The sequence below is a fragment of the Mesorhizobium sp. WSM3864 genome (assembly GCF_002294955.1).
Taxonomy (GTDB): domain Bacteria; phylum Pseudomonadota; class Alphaproteobacteria; order Rhizobiales; family Rhizobiaceae; genus Mesorhizobium.
The window spans coordinates 222198-237534 of record NZ_NSGD01000007.1; the positions used below are offsets into that span (position 1 = coordinate 222198).

15 protein-coding genes and 1 pseudogene are annotated in these 15337 nt (G+C 63.9%); 10 read left to right on the plus strand and 6 right to left on the minus strand.

The window, feature by feature from the left end; all coding sequences use genetic code 11:
* Positions 1–50: 50 nt before the first annotated feature.
* Positions 51–356 carry a hypothetical protein gene (locus CK215_RS17345; protein WP_095779425.1) on the minus strand — a complete coding sequence of 102 codons (306 nt, stop codon included), beginning with the start codon at positions 354–356 and terminating at the stop codon, positions 51–53.
* A gap of 226 nt (positions 357–582) precedes the next feature.
* The gene (locus tag CK215_RS17350) at positions 583–1614 is read right to left on the minus strand and encodes a hydroxyacid dehydrogenase (protein WP_095784001.1); all 1032 of its coding nucleotides are present in this window, start codon (positions 1612–1614) and stop codon (positions 583–585) included.
* A gap of 138 nt (positions 1615–1752) precedes the next feature.
* Here CK215_RS17350 and CK215_RS17355 point away from each other — a divergent pair, with 138 nt between their 5' ends.
* The 5 genes from CK215_RS17355 (at position 1753) to CK215_RS17375 (ending at position 6627) form a co-directional block, all read left to right on the plus strand.
* Positions 1753–2826, plus strand: a complete 1074-nt coding sequence (locus tag CK215_RS17355) for a LacI family DNA-binding transcriptional regulator (RefSeq protein WP_095831636.1) — start codon at positions 1753–1755, stop codon at positions 2824–2826.
* A gap of 73 nt (positions 2827–2899) precedes the next feature.
* The gene (locus CK215_RS17360; protein WP_127217102.1) at positions 2900–3889 is read left to right on the plus strand and encodes a substrate-binding domain-containing protein; all 990 of its coding nucleotides are present in this window, start codon (positions 2900–2902) and stop codon (positions 3887–3889) included.
* Between the two features lie 116 nt (positions 3890–4005).
* Complete coding sequence (locus CK215_RS17365; protein WP_095831637.1) at positions 4006–4998, plus strand: ABC transporter permease; 993 nt, start codon at positions 4006–4008, stop codon at positions 4996–4998.
* Entirely contained in the window at positions 4995–5771 is a 777-nt protein-coding gene (locus CK215_RS17370) for an ATP-binding cassette domain-containing protein (RefSeq protein WP_066992195.1), read from the plus strand. The genes CK215_RS17365 and CK215_RS17370 overlap by 4 nt, the downstream gene beginning before the upstream one ends.
* Before the next feature lies 1 nt (position 5772).
* Entirely contained in the window at positions 5773–6627 is an 855-nt protein-coding gene (locus CK215_RS17375; RefSeq protein WP_095779421.1) for a sugar phosphate isomerase/epimerase family protein, read from the plus strand.
* A 6-nt stretch (positions 6628–6633) separates the two neighbouring features.
* Here the strand turns inward: CK215_RS17375 and CK215_RS17380 are convergent, their stop codons facing one another.
* The gene (locus CK215_RS17380) at positions 6634–8292 is read right to left on the minus strand and encodes a sulfatase-like hydrolase/transferase (protein WP_095831638.1); all 1659 of its coding nucleotides are present in this window, start codon (positions 8290–8292) and stop codon (positions 6634–6636) included.
* A gap of 145 nt (positions 8293–8437) precedes the next feature.
* Between CK215_RS17380 and CK215_RS17385 the strand changes: the two genes are divergently transcribed.
* The 5 genes and pseudogenes from CK215_RS17385 to CK215_RS17405 all read left to right on the plus strand — a co-directional run.
* The gene (locus CK215_RS17385; RefSeq protein ID WP_095829429.1) at positions 8438–9430 is read left to right on the plus strand and encodes a sugar phosphate isomerase/epimerase family protein; all 993 of its coding nucleotides are present in this window, start codon (positions 8438–8440) and stop codon (positions 9428–9430) included.
* Positions 9427–10296, plus strand: coding sequence for a MurR/RpiR family transcriptional regulator (locus CK215_RS17390; RefSeq protein WP_095829430.1), 870 nt, complete (start codon positions 9427–9429; stop codon positions 10294–10296). The genes CK215_RS17385 and CK215_RS17390 overlap by 4 nt, the downstream gene beginning before the upstream one ends.
* 13 nt (positions 10297–10309) lie before the next feature.
* Complete coding sequence (locus CK215_RS17395; RefSeq protein ID WP_095829431.1) at positions 10310–11245, plus strand: PfkB family carbohydrate kinase; 936 nt, start codon at positions 10310–10312, stop codon at positions 11243–11245.
* A gap of 56 nt (positions 11246–11301) precedes the next feature.
* Positions 11302–12117 (plus strand): 3-oxoadipate enol-lactonase, encoded by an 816-nt coding sequence (gene pcaD, locus CK215_RS17400; RefSeq protein WP_095779457.1) that lies wholly within the window; start codon positions 11302–11304, stop codon positions 12115–12117.
* Positions 12118–12177: 60 nt separating this feature from the next.
* Positions 12178–12339: pseudogene (locus tag CK215_RS17405) on the plus strand (4-hydroxybenzoate 3-monooxygenase); the annotation flags it as partial.
* A gap of 13 nt (positions 12340–12352) precedes the next feature.
* On the opposite strand, the gene pcaF reads toward CK215_RS17405, so the two are convergent.
* The 3 genes from pcaF to CK215_RS17420 are packed head-to-tail and all read right to left on the minus strand — an operon-like array spanning position 12353 to position 15212.
* Complete coding sequence (pcaF, locus tag CK215_RS17410) at positions 12353–13558, minus strand: 3-oxoadipyl-CoA thiolase (protein ID WP_095831639.1); 1206 nt, start codon at positions 13556–13558, stop codon at positions 12353–12355.
* Positions 13558–14358, minus strand: coding sequence for a CoA-transferase subunit beta (locus CK215_RS17415; protein WP_095831640.1), 801 nt, complete (start codon positions 14356–14358; stop codon positions 13558–13560). Before CK215_RS17415 ends, pcaF begins: the two co-directional genes overlap by 1 nt.
* Positions 14355–15212 carry a CoA transferase subunit A gene (locus CK215_RS17420; RefSeq protein WP_095831641.1) on the minus strand — a complete coding sequence of 286 codons (858 nt, stop codon included), beginning with the start codon at positions 15210–15212 and terminating at the stop codon, positions 14355–14357. Before CK215_RS17420 ends, CK215_RS17415 begins: the two co-directional genes overlap by 4 nt.
* Positions 15213–15337: the final 125 nt, after the last annotated feature.

A 15337-nucleotide genomic window follows, 5' to 3' on the forward strand; every position in this document is an offset into this window, starting at 1 on the left:
CAAAAACGGCCCCACAACGGGGCCGTTTTGCCGGTAGCTGCACTGACTGGTTACTTGCTGCCGCCGTTCTCCTTGACGCTGCTGCAGAACTCCGGATGGCTGTTGGCTGCATTGGCGTTCTTGGCCTCGTCCTCACAAGCCGTCATCATCGCGGTCTGGTCCTCCGGCGACATTGCCTTCCACGCCTTCACGAAGGCGTCCTTGCTGACCATCGTCTTCATGCTGGAGTCGGTGTAGAAGGGCTGCATCTTGGCCGGGTCATCCAGCGCCGACGTGCCGGTTTCGCCAGCGGCGAGAGCCGAGCCGGCAACCATCGAAAGGGTCATTGCGCCAAGGCAGATCATCTTGATGTTCATGACATAACCTCCTGTTTCTCCGGATCGTTCGAGAAACGATCGTGTCATCAACGGAAGGTCCGGATCAAAGTTCCTCTATTCCCGTGAAATGCAGAAAAAAATTCTGAAGAAAAATGGTACCGAGAGGGCCGAAAACTCTCCGTGGTCCGGACGTTAAGTTTGGTTGCACTACACCACGGGCGGCAATCATTAGCAGGAATGTTACGTTCCAGGCGACGAGGGGCGATCAGTTCCTGTCGACCGGCTTGGAGCGCATCCGTGAAACGGTCTCGCGCTCGGCGCGCTTGGAGCGCAGCGGCGGCAGACCGCGGTCGACGAGGTCCATGTCCTCCAGCACCATGTCGCCCATGCGCTTGAAGGCAACGTCGAGCGCGCCGGCGCGGTGGGCTGAGCGCAGAAAGCCGGAAAGCGAGCGCACCGGATGGTCCTTCGCCAGCGGCTCCTCGGGAAACACGTCGCTGGCCGCAACGACATGGCCGCTTTTGACCGCTTCCATCAGCGCCGGGAAATCGACGACGCCGGCGCGGCTGAGCAGGATGAAAGCGGCGCCCTGGCGCATCTTGGCGAAAGCGTCGGCGCCGAGAAAACCCTGGTTCTCGCTGGTCACCGAGGCGACGACGAAAACGAAATCGCTTTCCGACAGCACCCTTTCGAGCGAGGCCGGCTCGACGCCATGCTCCACCAGCACGGAAGGCGGTAGCCAGGGATCGAAGACTCTAGTGCGCGTTCGGAAGCCGGTCAGCAGCCGATTGAGAGCGCGGCCAAGATCGCCGAAGCCGATGATGCCGACATCCGAACCTGAGAGGAGTCGCGCCGTCTGGTTGCCGTCACCGCCCCATAGTTCCTTGCCTTGCCGGAAGGCGAGGTCGGCATCGACGATGCCGCGCGCCAGGTTTAGCGCCATGGCAAGGCCCAGTTCCGCCACCGGCTCCGCGAACACCAGGCCGGTGGTGACGACGTGAATGCCGCGGGCAAACAGCGTCTCATAGGGAATGTTGTTGATGAGATTGGTCTCGACGTTGAAGATGCAGCGCAGCGCTTTCAACCTCTCCAGCGTCTGAGGGGTGATCGGCGGCTGGCCGACGATGTAGCGGGCTTCGGCCAGCACATCTGTCGGCAACTCCGAGACGCCTTCCGGCGTTGTCTCGACGATGCGATATCTTTTGCGGAAGCGCGCCAGCTGCGGCGGCGTGAAGATCAGGTCGAGCGTGCGCGGTTCGGGTGCGCTGATTACCAGCGGCGAGGCTTTGTTGGACATGATTTTCCTCCCGGCGCGATTGGATCGCACCAATCATATCAGCGTTTTTACTCCCGATGAAACGATTTACAACAGCGAAAAATCGATTTATCGATTATGTTAACGAGAGGGCGACCACTCGCCTCCGGGAGAAGATTAATGGCGCAACAGCAGGCCCAGCAGCGGCGCGCGTCGATCCACGATGTGGCAAGCCAGGCGGGCGTGTCGGCGGCCACTGTTTCCAAGGTTCTTTCCGGCGTCACCACGGTAAAACCGGAAAACGCGCAGCGCGTCCTCGATGCCGTCGAGCTTCTGGGCTACCGCGTCGATCCGCTCGCCTCGGATATGCGCAGGGCCAAGCGTCGCATCATCGGCGCCATCATGCCGGAGTTCGAAAGCGAGTTCTTCGGCCAGATGGTGAGCGAGCTCGAAGGCCTCGCCGAGCAACGCGGCTATACGCTGGTCGCCGCCTCCAGCCGGGAATCGGAGCAACGTGAGAAGGAGATCCTCGCCCGCATGCATGACTGGCGCGTTGCCGGCGTCGTACTGGCGCCGGTGCGAAACGAGCACGGACCGGCGGCCGGTTTCATGAAAGCGAACGGCATGACAGGGGTGCTGATTGACCGCGTGCTTGCCGATGACGCCTTCGACACGGTTTCGGCCGACAGCGCGGCGGCAAGCGCCGAGGTGGCGCGCGCGCTGGTCAGCCAGGGCCATCGCCATGTTCTTGTGGTCGGTCTCGGCCAGCAGGCGGCGACCGTGCGCGCCCGGCTCGAAGGGTTTCGCAAGATGGCAGTTGAGCTTGCGCCCGACATCAGGGTCGACGTCGTACTCTGCGAAAGCGATGTCGGGCCCTTGCGGACGCTGCTTCGCGATTATTTCAGCCAGCGGGAAGACGGCGGCGACAGGCCTACGGCGGTCTATTCGCTCTTCCTCAAGGGCACGCTGGTGGCGCTTTCGGAATTTCGGCGGCGCGGCTGGCATTGCCCAAACGACATCTCGCTGGTCGGCTTCGACGACGCCGAATGGATGCAGGTGACATGGCCGGCGATCGCCGCGGTGGTGCAGCCGGTGCGCGAGATCGCCGCCAACGCAATGGAGGTTTTGTTTCGCAGGATCGAAGGCGAGCGCGGTCCGCCGAGGGCGCGGCTCGAACCTTGCAAGGTGTTCATGCGGGAATCCGTTGGCTCGCCAGGCAGCGTCCCGCATTCCGGGGGAGGAGACCGACAATAACCCCCATTGTCGAAAACGGAAGAAGAGTGCCGGCCCTGGCCGAGGCATCCGGCGCAAACAAACGGAGGACGGAATGACATCGCTTTCCACAAAGATAAATCGATTTACTCTCGCATTGGGCGTGGCGCTTACCTTTGCCGCGGTCGGCACTGCTAAGGCCGAGGACGGCGAATATGGCGTGCTGATGAAGACCTTGGCCAATCCGTTCTGGGGCGCGATGGCGCAGGGCGTCGCCGACGGCGCCAAGGAAGCCGGCGTGAAATACTTCCAGCAGGCGGCCGAAAGCGACCAGGCGGCCGAGCCGCAGCTTAACCTCTGCAACACGATGCTCGAGCGCAAGCCGGTGGCGATGATCACCGCCGCCATCAACTCGACCAACCTCTTGCCCTGCCTGAAATCGGCGCAGGATGCCGGCATCAAGATCGTCGATCTCGACAACAATCTCGACCAGGCGGTTCTCGACAAGGAAGGCGTCAAGGTCACCTTCCATATCGGTTCCGACAACGTCGCCGCGGGTGCGCAAGGGGCCGAATATCTCGTCTCCAAGCTTGGCAAGGACGCCAAGGGTCCGGTGCTGGTGATCGAGGGTCTCTCCGGCAACATCACCGGCGAGAAGCGCGCCAAGGGCTTTGCCGACAAGCTCAAGGAACTGGCGCCGGGGCTCGAGGTCGTCGCCTCGCTGCCGGGCGACTGGGATCGTGGCAAGGCGGCCTCGATCGCCACCGACACACTGACGGCGCATCCCGATTTGGTTGCCATCTTCTGCGCCAATGACGGCATGGCGTTGGGCGCCGTGGAATCGGTCTACGCCGCCGGCAAGGGCGAGCAGGTGACGATCATCGGCGTGGACGGCAATGTCGACGCGGTGAAATCGATCAAGGAAGGCCGTCTGAACGCTTCCGTCGCCCAGCTTCCCTATCTCGTCGGCAAGCAGGCGGTCGAGAACGTCAAGAAGGCGCTGGCTGGCGAGAAGGTCGAGGAAAGCATCGCGGTGCCCACCCTGGTGCTGACCAAGGACGTGCTCGACGCCGGCAAGGAGCCGATGCTGCAATATGTGAAGTAAGAGAAGGGAGTAGGTCCGTAGGGGAGTAGGAGGAGGAAGGTTTGCACTTCCAAGACCCGGCTCTCTCCCGCTCACTTCCCTATTCCCCTACTTCCCTACCCAGAAGGGTGAAAACCATGGCTTCCGAAACGGCGCAGCCCGGGTTTTGGGCTCGGGTGCAGCGCGCATCCGTCGAGAGGCTCCACATCAGGCTGGAGTCGCTGCTGGTGCTTGTGCTGCTGAGCGCGGCGATGGCGCTTCTGTCGCCTTTCTTCCTGTCGCTCAGCAATTTTCTCAACATCCTGCTCGCGACGTCGACGATCGGCGTGCTGGCGATCGCCGCGACCTTCGTCATCGGTTCCGGTGGGCTCGATCTGTCGCTTGGATCGGTCATGGGGCTCGCCGGCGTGGCGGGAGCCTTCGTTGCCGTCAACCTCGGCTGGCCATCGGTGTTCGCGGTGATCGCCTGCATTCTGGCCGGAAGTATCGCCGGCCACATCAACGGCCAACTGGTCACCCGCGCCTTCGTGCCCGCCTTCATCGTCACGCTCGGCATGCTGGGCCTTGCGCGCGGGCTGGCGCTCGTCATCTCACAGGGCAGGGCGATCTACGGCCTGCCGCCGGAGATCGTCTATATCGGACAAGGGAGGCCGCTCGGCATTCCGATGCCCGTCTTCATCTTCGTGCTGACGGCGATCGTCGCGCATACGGTGCTTGCCTATACGCGCTTCGGTCGCCACACGTTGGCGCTCGGCGACAGCGAAGGCGCGGCGCGCGCCGCCGGCATCCGCGTCGAGCAGCATCGCCGCATCATCTACACGCTCTCCGGCGCGCTTGCCGGGCTTGCCAGTCTCTTGTTCACCGCCCGCGTCAATGCGGGCGACCCGACCGCCGGCATCAACTACGAACTCACCGCGATCACCGCGGCGATCATCGGCGGCACCAATCTGTTCGGCGGCCGCGCCTCGATCCTCGGCACAATGATCGGCGCGCTGATCATGGGCGTGCTGCAGAACGGGCTGACGCTGCTTGCGGTGCAGTCCTACTACCAGCAGATGGCGATCGGCGCGGTGCTGATCCTCGCGGTCTTCATCGACCAGTATCAGGTGCGGAAGGAGTCGCGCGTATGACACTGCTTTCGCTCCATAAGATCCGCAAAAGCTTCGGGGCGGTCGACGTGCTGCATGGCGTCGACCTGTCGGTCGCGGCCGGCGAGGTGGTCGGGCTGGTCGGCGACAACGGCGCCGGCAAGTCGACGCTGATGAAGACCATCACCGGCATCTACCGCGCCGACACCGGCTCGATCGAGTTCGACGGCAAGGACATCCTCGCTCTCGATCCCGGCCAGCGGCGCCGGCTCGGCATCGAGATGATCTACCAGGATCTGTCCTTGGCCAAGCAGCAGGACGTGGCCTCCAACATCTTCCTTGGCCGAGAGCCGACGAAAAGGCTGCTCGGCCTCTTCCCCGGCTTTGTCGACAAGACCGAGATGGATCGGCAGGCGGCGCGGATGATCGAGCGGCTCGGGGCGCACCTGCCGTCGATCAGTCGTTCCGTCGGCTCCTTCTCCGGCGGCCAGCAGCAGACGGTGGCGATTGCGCGGGCGCTCACCTTCAACCCGAAGCTCGTCATCATGGACGAGCCGACGGCGGCGCTCGCCGTGCGCGAGGTGCAGAGCGTGCTCGATCTCATCCGGCGGCTGAAGTCTGAAGGCATCGCCGTCATTTTGATTTCGCACCGGCTGAATGACGTGCTGTCGGTCACCGACCGCATCGTCGTGCTGCGCCACGGCAGGGCGGATGCCGATCTCGTCACCGCCAAAACCAACATGAACGAAGTCGTCAGCCGCATCGTCGGCGGCGGCGACACGGCCGCCGCGGCGGCGCACGAGCAACGAGGCTGATATGAATGTTTTCGGACTGCACACTTTCGCCATCGCCCCGGTCTGGGATCTGGCCCGCATCGAGCCGCAGATGGACCGGCTGAAGGAGCTCGGCATCGGCCTGATGGAGATCCCGCTGCTCAGACCCGAGGAGATCGACACCAAGCGCACGCGCGGTTTTGCAAACCATTATGGCGTGCAGCTCATTCCGTCGCTCGGCTTGCCGCGCGCACTCGACGTGGTGGAGCGGCCGGAAGAGGCACTCGATTTCCTGCAGCCGGCCTTCAATGTCTGCAACGAGGTGGGCGCCGAGGCGCTCGGCGGCGTCACCTATGGCACGATCGGCAAGACCACCGGCCGGGCGCCGACGCAGCGGGAGATCGACGGCATGTGCCGCTTCCTCGAACGGGCGGCAAAGTCGGCGAAGGCCCGCAGCCTGAAGCTCGGCATCGAACCCTGCAACCGCTACGAGACGCATCTGATCAACCGCGGCATCGACGCGGCGCGCATCATCGAGCGCATCGGCGCCGACAACATCTTCATCCATCTCGACACCTACCACATGCATATCGAGGAAGAGAGCTTCGCGGCCGGCTTCGAGGCGGCGGCGCCCTTCCTCGGCTATGTCCATGTGTCGGAGGCCAATCGCGGCGTGCCGGGGCGCGGCATGCTGAACTGGGCAGCCTGCATGAAGGCGATCGCCGACATCGGCTATGAGGGCCCGATCACGCTCGAAAGCATGAACCATGTCGACGTCGACATCGCCGGGGGGCTCGCGGTATGGCGCCCGGTGGCGGACGACCCGCGCGACGTCATCGAGGTGGGGCTGCCCTTCCTGCGCGAGGAAGCGAAGAAGGCGGGGCTGACACTCGGGTAACGAAAGCTAGTTGCCCCGGCGCGTCAGCCAGCGGCGACGCGCCTCCAGCTGTTCGGCGAGTTCGGCCTCGTCCCAGTAGCCGATGAGCACGCCGGAGCCGATGATCGGGTCGAAATGCCCGACCTTGTCGTCGATCTCCGTCAGCCACTCGTCGGGGACGGTGATGCGGTTGTTGGGCAGCGCCAGCCAGCGCATCAGCATTTTGCGCAGCCTCTCGATGTCGCCAGCGGCCGACGGCTCGCGGCCGAGGTCGCGCAATTCGCCGGGGTCGTTCTGGAGATCGAAGAACATCGGCTCGACACCTTCGCCATGGACGAGTTTGGAGCGGCCGTCGGTGATCATGTAGAGCTTGCAGCCCGACACCGGCATGGCGAGTCTCAGCCGCGCCGCATCGCCGCTGTAGTCATATTCGCTGATGGCATAGTTGCGCAGGCTCTTCCGCTCACCCGAAGTCAGCGACAGCAGCGAGCGGCCTTCGAGGACATGCGGCTTGGGCTCGCCGCCGAAATAATCGAGGAAGGTGGGCGCGAGATCGATCATCTCGACCAGCGCGTCCGACGTGGTTCCTCTTGTGACGTCGGCTTCCGGACGAGGATCGTAGACGATCATCGGCACCTTCACCGCGACGTCGTGGAACAGGTATTTCTCGCCGAGCCAATGGTCGCCGAGATAGTCGCCATGGTCAGAAGTGAAGACGACAAGCGTGTTCTTGAATAGGCCGCGCTTCTCCATGAAGTCGAACAAATGGCCGAGCTGGTCGTCGATCTGCTTGATCAGGCCCATGTAGCAGGGAACGACCGTTTCGCGGACCTCATCGCGCGAGAAGTTCTTCGAATACCGCTCGTGCTGGAAGGCTTCGAAGATCGGGTTTGGCGAGACGCGCTCGGCTTCGCTGCGAACGGGCGGCTGAATCTCCGCCTTGCCGTACATGGCATGGTAGGGCGCCGGCACGATATAAGGCCAGTGCGGCTTGATGTAGGAAAGATGCGCGCACCAGGCTTCGCCCTTGGCCTCGGCGTCCTCGATGAAGCGCATGGCGCGGCGCGTCATGTAAGGCGTCTCGGAATGCTCCTCCGGAATGCGCGCCGCCTTGTCGGCATGGACGAGCAGCCAGCCGTTGAAATTCTCGCCATTCTCGCCTTCGCCGGAATTCGCCCAGTGCTCCCAAGGATTTTCGGCCTCGAAGCCGTGCTGGCGCAGATAGGTGTCGTAGACCGGATCGGGGTCGTAGCTGGTCGAGGGGTGCAGGCCGTCATCGCGCTCGAACGGCTCGAAGCCGCATTCCGCGACACGCACGCCGATGACGGAATCCTTGGCGATGCCGAGGCGCTCCATGCCTTCCTCGTCGGCCTTCATATGTGTCTTGCCGATGAGCGCACAACGCACGCCGACCTCGCGCAGATGGTCGCCCAGCGTCGGCTCGCCGACCCTGAGCGGCACACCATTATGCGTCGAGCCGTGCGAGCGGACGTAGCGGCCGGTATAGGCGCTCATGCGCGAGGGGCCGCAGACCGTCGATTGCACATAGGCATTGGTGAAACGCACGCCGCGGCTGGCGAGCCGGTCGATGTTCGGCGTCGTCAGGCTCTTGTGCCCGGCGCAGCTCAGATAATCGAACCGCAGCTGGTCGCACATCATGAAAAGGACGTTGCGTTTCGAGGTCATTGCTGCCCGTCGGAATGGTTCTCGAACCCGGTAATGCCAGAACAATCAGCGCATGCCAACCAGGGCAACCAGCCTGTACAGCTCACCAGAGAACTTTACAAAATCATTTTTCCATGTGAAGTCTCAGGCATCCCAAGGATCCCAAATGACATCCCACCGTTTTGCCACCCGTCTCAATTCCTTCGCCTCGCGGCCTGAGGCGGAGTGGGCCGGGCTTACCGGGAAGCCCTCGGTGCTGCAGATGGCGGCGCGGGCGGCCAAGGTCGAGGGGCTCACCGATCTCGATCTCAACTATCCCGACCATATCGGTGAAAACCCCAGGGAAATCGCACGGAGGCTTGGCGATCTTGGGCTTTCCATCAATGGCTTCGCGATGCGCTACTACTCTAATCCCGCCTTCAAGCTCGGCGCGTTCACCAATCCCGATCCGGCAGTGCGGCGTGAAGCCATCGACCTTACCAAGGCTGGCATCGATGCGGCGCAAGAGGCGGGCGCCAGTCTCATGACATTGTGGCTGGGGCAGGATGGTTTCGACTACGCTTTCCAGGCCGACTACGCGACGCTTTGGCAACACGAAATCGACGGTATTCGTGAAGTTGCGGCGCATGACCCCGATTGCGCCATCAGTCTCGAATATAAGCCGAACGAGCCGCGCTCCTATTCACTGATGCCGGATGCCGCGACCACGTTGCTGGCGATCCGCGAGGCCGGCCTGCCCAATCTGGGCGTCACTCTCGACTTCGCGCATGTTCTTTATGCCGACGAGCAACCGGCCTTTGCCGCCGCTCTTGTCGCCCGTCACAGCAGGTTGCTCGGCGTTCATCTCAACGATGGCTACGCCAAGCGCGACGACGGCCTGATGGTCGGCGCCGTGCACACGCTGCAGACGATCGAGCTGCTGCGCCAGATACGCAGGGACGGCTACGCCGGTGCCATCTATTTCGACACCTTTCCGGACATGACCGGTCTCGACCCGGTGCGCGAATGCGAGGTCAACATCGCGACCGTCAAGCGCATGTTGCGGGTCGTCGAGCGGCTGGGGCAGGACAATCGGCTGGCGGCTGCCCTCGACGGACAGGACGCGGTTGCCTCTCAGGCTGTCGTCCAAGAAATCCTGCTCGGAGCAAATGCAGGATGACGTCCGCGGATCTCCGAGCTGTGGGGCCGCGCATCCGCATGATGATGCCGCATCTCACACCGCTGGAGGCAAAGGTGGTGGAAACCGTGTTCGGCCGCCGCGGTTTCGACGAGACGATCCCTTTGAAAGAGATCGCTGACGAGGCCGGCGTCTCCGAGGCGATGGTGGTGAAGATCGCCAAGAAGCTGGGCTTCTCCGGCTATCGCGACTTCCGGACGGCAGTCTGCGAATACAGCCGCTCGCCGACCGCCGAGATGCACCGGGAACTCTCCGTCGACGATAGTTCGGCCGAGATCGTGCAAAAGGTCTTCCGCACTTCCATACAGGCGCTGGAGGAAACGCTCGCGATCCTTGACATCGGCGATTTCGACCGGGCCGCCGACCTCATTTATCGATCCAGAAATCGCGACTTCTACGGCGTCGGCGGCTCAGCTCAGATTGCCCGGGACGTCTCGCACAAGTTCCTGCGCATCGGCATCCGCGCGGCGGTTTACGACGATTCCCACATGATGCTCATGTCGGCCTCGCTCCTCGGCGCCGAAGACATTGCCGTCGGCTTTTCCCATTCCGGCAACAGCAGCGCGGTGATTGATGCCGTTCAACTCGCCAGAAAGAACGGCGCCCGCACGCTTGCCGTAACCAACTACGCCAACTCGCCACTGGCAGCCGAGGCGGATGTCGTGCTCTGCTCGACCGCGCGGGGGTCGCCGCTGATGGGCGAGAATGCGGCCGCCCGTATCGCCCAGCTCAACATCCTGGATGCGCTGTTCGTCGCGGTGGCGCAGCGCGACTATCAGGCGGCGGAGCACAATCTCGGCCGCACCATGTCGGCAGTGACGTCGAAACGCCAGGACAAGAACAGATGAAAGATCATCGCGGATGAGCGTTGCTTCAGCGGGGGTGGTGGTCGTGTTCGGCAGCCTGCATTACGACATCCTGGTCGACGCACCGGATCGTCCGCGCAAGGGCGAGACGGTGACCGGTTTCGGCTGGCAGCCGAAATGCGGCGGCAAGGGCGGCAATCAGGCCCTGTCGGCGGCGCGCGCGGGGGCGAGGTCGGCGATGATCGGCGCCGTCGGCGACGACGATTTCGGCCGCGCGCTGCTCGCCAATCTCAGCCGCAGCAATGTCGATCACCGCTTCGTGCGAACAGAACCGGGGATCCGATCAGGCATGAGCGTGGCCATCTTCGACGACGATGGCGACTACGGCGCGGTGATCGTTTCCGGCAGCAATCTGACACTCGGCGAAAAGGATGTCGCGGCGGCCGCCGGTCTGCTCGCGCAGACTTCGGTGCTGTTGCTGCAGAACGAAGTTCCGGAAATCGCCAACATCGCTGCCGCGCGCGCGGCGAAGGCTCACGGCTGCTGCGTCGTGCTCAACGCGGCGCCGGCCCGGCCGCTGCCCGCCGAACTCACCGGGCTCGTCGACATCGTGATCACCAACGCCATAGAGGCGGAGTTCCTGGCCGGCATTCCGGTCGTCGACACGCTTCAAGGCGCAGCTGAGGCAGCGCGGCAATTGGCAATCGTTTGTCCGGCCGCAATCGTCACCGCCGGCGGCGATGGCGTCGCCTATGACGACCGCGATGGCCGCGCCTTGGCGCTCGTTGCCATTCCGGTGAAGGTGGTCAGCACCCATGGCGCCGGTGATGAATTCGTCGGTGCCTTTGCGGCTGCACTTGCTCGCGGCGAGCCCACCGAGGCCGCCATCGCCGCCGCGAATGCCGCCGCCGCCCTGCTGGTCTCGACCCCGGAGGCGGATCGCCAAACGCCCCCTCAAAAGATCCAAGGCGGCGTGCACCGTCCAGAGTAGCCTTCGGTTTACCGATCTAGACAACTGGTGCAATGTTGGTTTGGAGGATCGAGATCGTGCCATTCGTCAGTATCGGCGGCATTGCGTTGCACCATCGCCTTATCGCCGGGACGGCTGCTGCGCGCCCGATCATCTTCATCAATTCGCTCGGCACCGACTTGCGGATCTGGGACGATGTCGTCGCACGGCTTGCCGGTGAGATGCCGATGCTCGTCTATGACAAGCGCGGCCACGGACTTTCCGACATCGGCAGCGGCGTGCGCTCGATCGACGACCATGTCGACGATCTGAGCGCGCTCATCGATTGCTTCGGCTTCCAGAAGGTCGTGCTTTTTGGCCTGTCGGTCGGCGGCATGGTCGCGCAGGGGTTCTATGCACGGCGGCCCGAACTCGTCGAAGCGCTGATCCTCAGCGACACCGCGCACAAAATAGGCACCCCCGAGAGCTGGAACAGCCGCATCGCGACGGTCGAGCGTGACGGCATCGAGGCGATTGCCGATGGCATCATGAAGGTGTGGTTCACGCCGGATTTTCATGCCAACCGCGCCGCCGAGCTTGCCGGTTGCCGCAACATGCTGACCAGGCAGGCGCTGCCGGGTTACATCGGCACGTGTATGGCGGTTCGCGACGCGGATTTCACCGACAGCGCGCGCCGCATCGCGGTGCCGACGCTCTGCATCGTCGGCGACCAGGACGGCTCGACGCCGCCCGATCTCGTGCGCTCGCTTGCCGACCTGATCCCCGGCGCGCGCTTCGAGCTGATCCGCGGCGCCGGGCACATACCCTGCATCGAGCAGCCCGACGCGGTCGTCGCCCTGATCCGCGCCTTCGTCGCGTCGTTGCCTGAGGGAAAGCATCTCCATGGGCGATGACGCAAACAATACCACCCGATACCGGACCGGGCTCGAGGACGACGCATCGCAATCGATTGCGAGGCGGTGCGCTTCTCCTGGTGGATGACGACGATCCTGCACCGCTTCCCCGAGACGGGTGAGTTCGGCCAGCGCATCCAGGAAGCCGGCCTCGATTATCTCGTACACATCAATGCCGCCTCGACCGCGCTGGCGGAGAACAATGTCGGCCTGCCTTACTGAGCGGACCGAGTCGTCAGACCCGTTCCAGTGCAATCGCAATGCCCTGGCCGACGCCGATGCACATCGTGGCCAACGCGTAGCGGCCGCCGCGCTCGCGCAGCTCCAGCGCCGCCGTGCCGGTGATGCGCGCGCCCGACATGCCAAGCGGATGACCGAGCGCGATCGCGCCGCCGTTGGGGTTCACATGCTCCGCCTGCTCGGAAATTCCGAGTTCGCGCAGCACGGCAATGCCTTGCGAGGCGAAGGCTTCGTTCAACTCGACGACGTCGAATTGGTCAGGCCTCAAGCCGAGACGGGCGCAGAGCTTTTTGGTTGCCGGCGCGGGACCGATACCCATGATGCGCGGCGCGACGCCGGCAACAGCACCGCCGAGAATGCGGGCGATCGGCGTCAGGCCATGTTTCCTGGCCGCCGCTTCGGAGGCGATGATCAGCGCGGCAGCACCGTCATTGACGCCGGAGGCGTTGCCGGCAGTCACGGTGCCGCCCTGGCGGAACGGCGTCGGCAGCTTGGCCAGCGCCTCGATGGTCGTGCCGGCGCGGGGATGCTCGTCCTTCGAGACGACGATTGGCTCGCCTTTTCTTTGCGGGATCGCCACCGGCGTGATCTCCTTCGCCAGCCGGCCATTGGCCTGCGCCGCAACAGCCTTGTCCTGGCTGCGCGCGGCAAAGGCGTCCTGGTCGGCTCTGCTGACCAAAAACTCCTCGGCGACGTTCTCGCCGGTCTCCGGCATGGAATCGACGCCGCACTGCTTCCTCATCAGCGGGTTGACGAAGCGCCAGCCGATGGTGGTGTCGTAGATCTCGGCATTGCGCGAGAAGGCGGTGTCGGCCTTCGGCATGACGAAGGGCGCGCGGCTCATCGATTCCACCCCGCCGGCAATCATCAGCTCGGCCTCGCAGGCCCTGATGGCTCGGGCGGCGATGGTGACGGCATCCATGCCCGAGCCGCACAGCCGATTGACCGTCGAACCCGGAATGTCCTGGGGAAGGCCGGCCAGCAGCAGCGCCATGCGGGCGACGTTGCGGTTGTCCTCGCCGGCCTGGTTGGCGCAGCCAAAGACGACGTCGTCAACCGCGGCCCAGTCGACGCCCAGGTTGCGCTCGACCAACGCCTTCAGCGGAATGGCGGCGAGATCGTCGGCTCGCACCGAGGATAGCGCGCCGCCAAAACGGCCGATCGGCGTGCGGATGTAGTCGCAGATGAAGGCATCAGTCATTATGCAGCTTTCCCTTTGGCGGTACCCGCATGCGCGGCCTTGGTGCGCGCCTGCAAATCGCGCAATGTCTTCAGCTCGAGTTCCGTCGGCGCCGGCGTCTCGTCAAGCGCCTCGGCAAACTTTGCTTCCCAGCCACAGGTCGCCTGCACCTCTTCGCGGGTGACGCCGGGATGCAGCGACACGACGGTGAATTCCTTGGTGACACGGTCCGGCTTCCAGACGGCGAGGTCGGTGATCAGCAAGCTCGGACCGGCGGTGTCGATGCCGAGCCGCTTGCGATGGTCGCCACCCTCGCCATGGCCGAAGGAGGTGAAGAAGTCGATCTTTTCGACCATGCCGCGCTTCGACTGCGCCATGGTGATGTAGACCTCTCGCGAGGAGGTGGCGATTTCCGGCGCGCCGCCGCCGCCGGGCAGCCGCGTCTTGGGATGCGCATAGTCGCCGATGACCGTAGTGTTGATGTTGCCGAATTTGTCGAGCTGGGCGGCGCCTAGGAAGCCTATCGAGATGCGGCCGCCTTGCAGCCAATAGCGGAACATCTCCGGCACCGCGACGGTGGTGACCGCCGTCTCGCACAATTCGCCGTCGCCGATCGACAGCGGCAAAATGTGGGGCGCGGTGCCGATGGTGCCGCTCTCGTAGATCAGCGTGATGTCCGGCGCATGGGTCAGCCGCGCGACATTGCAGGCGGCCGACGGCGCCCCGATGCCGACAAAGCAGACATCGTCGTTCTTCAGCGCGCGGCTCGCGGCAATCGTCATCATCTCGTTGGGAGTGAAGCCCAAATCGATCTCGCTCATGCGGCTTTCCTCAGATGCTCGACGCGAGCAGCGAAGTCGTCTGCGCTGCTCTCGATGACGTTCTTCTGCATCCATGCCTGAAAGCGGTCGCGGTCGGCGGCGATCTCGTCCCATTCGAGATAGGCGGAGTTGTCGCGCTCGTAATAGCCATGCGTGTAGGAGGGATGCGAGCCGCCCGGCACGATCGAGATTGCCGCGATCGTCCAATTCGGCAGCACGGTGAGATTGGGGTGGAGATCGTCGAAACTGTCGACCACTTCCTCGACGGTCACCACCGCGCGTTTGGCGGCGAGCACGGCCTCTTTCTGGATGCCGATGATGCCTTCGACCAGCACATTGCCTTTGCGGTCGGCCTTCTGCGCGTGGATGAAGGTGACGTCGGGCCGGATCGCCGGAACGGCGGCCAGCACCTCGCCGGTAAACGGGCAGGTCATGGACTTGATGTTTGCATTGACCGCGGCAAGGCCGGCGCCGCGATAGCCGCGGAACACCGCGCAGGGCAGGCCGGCGGCACCCGCCTCATAGGCGCTGGCCATGCCGGCGTGGCTGTGCTCCTCGACCTCGATCGGCCGCGGAAAGCCATTCTCGATGGCGTCGCGAACGCGCCTGAGCAGGCCGACGCCGGGATTGCCGAGATAGGAGAAGACGATCTTCTTGGCCATGCCCATGCCGATCATCTGATCGTAGATCAGGTCGGGCGTCATGCGGATCAGCGTCAGGTCGCGAAAGCCCTGGCGGATTGCCTCATGGGCCGCGGCGGTCGGGATCAAATGGGTGAAGCCCTCGAAGGCGACCGAATCGCCATCGTGCAGAGTCTCCGCAACGGCCTTTTTCAGCGGCAGGAAGTTGACCATCGTCCATTGCTCCGGAGATCAGAAGGTTCGTTTCGGAGCATATGAGAGCGCCCCTCTCGCGTCACTATGAGGATGCCTGCAGGCAAACGAGGTGCAGCGCAAAACAATCGGGACATGCGGGACTT

Excerpts from the sequence above, each read along its gene's own strand:
- CK215_RS17345 (WP_095779425.1), bottom strand. The coding sequence starts at position 356 with ATGAACATCAAGATGATCTGCCTTGGCGCAATGACCCTTTCGATGGTT.
- CK215_RS17350 (WP_095784001.1), bottom strand. The coding sequence starts at position 1,614 with ATGTCCAACAAAGCCTCGCCGCTGGTAATCAGCGCACCCGAACCGCGC.
- CK215_RS17355 (WP_095831636.1), top strand. The coding sequence starts at position 1,753 with ATGGCGCAACAGCAGGCCCAGCAGCGGCGCGCGTCGATCCACGATGTG.
- CK215_RS17360 (WP_127217102.1), top strand. The coding sequence starts at position 2,900 with ATGACATCGCTTTCCACAAAGATAAATCGATTTACTCTCGCATTGGGC.
- CK215_RS17365 (WP_095831637.1), top strand. The coding sequence starts at position 4,006 with ATGGCTTCCGAAACGGCGCAGCCCGGGTTTTGGGCTCGGGTGCAGCGC.
- CK215_RS17370 (WP_066992195.1), top strand. The coding sequence starts at position 4,995 with ATGACACTGCTTTCGCTCCATAAGATCCGCAAAAGCTTCGGGGCGGTC.
- CK215_RS17375 (WP_095779421.1), top strand. The coding sequence starts at position 5,773 with ATGAATGTTTTCGGACTGCACACTTTCGCCATCGCCCCGGTCTGGGAT.
- CK215_RS17380 (WP_095831638.1), bottom strand. The coding sequence starts at position 8,292 with ATGACCTCGAAACGCAACGTCCTTTTCATGATGTGCGACCAGCTGCGG.
- CK215_RS17385 (WP_095829429.1), top strand. The coding sequence starts at position 8,438 with ATGACATCCCACCGTTTTGCCACCCGTCTCAATTCCTTCGCCTCGCGG.
- CK215_RS17390 (WP_095829430.1), top strand. The coding sequence starts at position 9,427 with ATGACGTCCGCGGATCTCCGAGCTGTGGGGCCGCGCATCCGCATGATG.
- CK215_RS17395 (WP_095829431.1), top strand. The coding sequence starts at position 10,310 with ATGAGCGTTGCTTCAGCGGGGGTGGTGGTCGTGTTCGGCAGCCTGCAT.
- pcaF (WP_095831639.1), bottom strand. The coding sequence starts at position 13,558 with ATGACTGATGCCTTCATCTGCGACTACATCCGCACGCCGATCGGCCGT.
- CK215_RS17415 (WP_095831640.1), bottom strand. The coding sequence starts at position 14,358 with ATGAGCGAGATCGATTTGGGCTTCACTCCCAACGAGATGATGACGATT.
- CK215_RS17420 (WP_095831641.1), bottom strand. The coding sequence starts at position 15,212 with ATGGTCAACTTCCTGCCGCTGAAAAAGGCCGTTGCGGAGACTCTGCAC.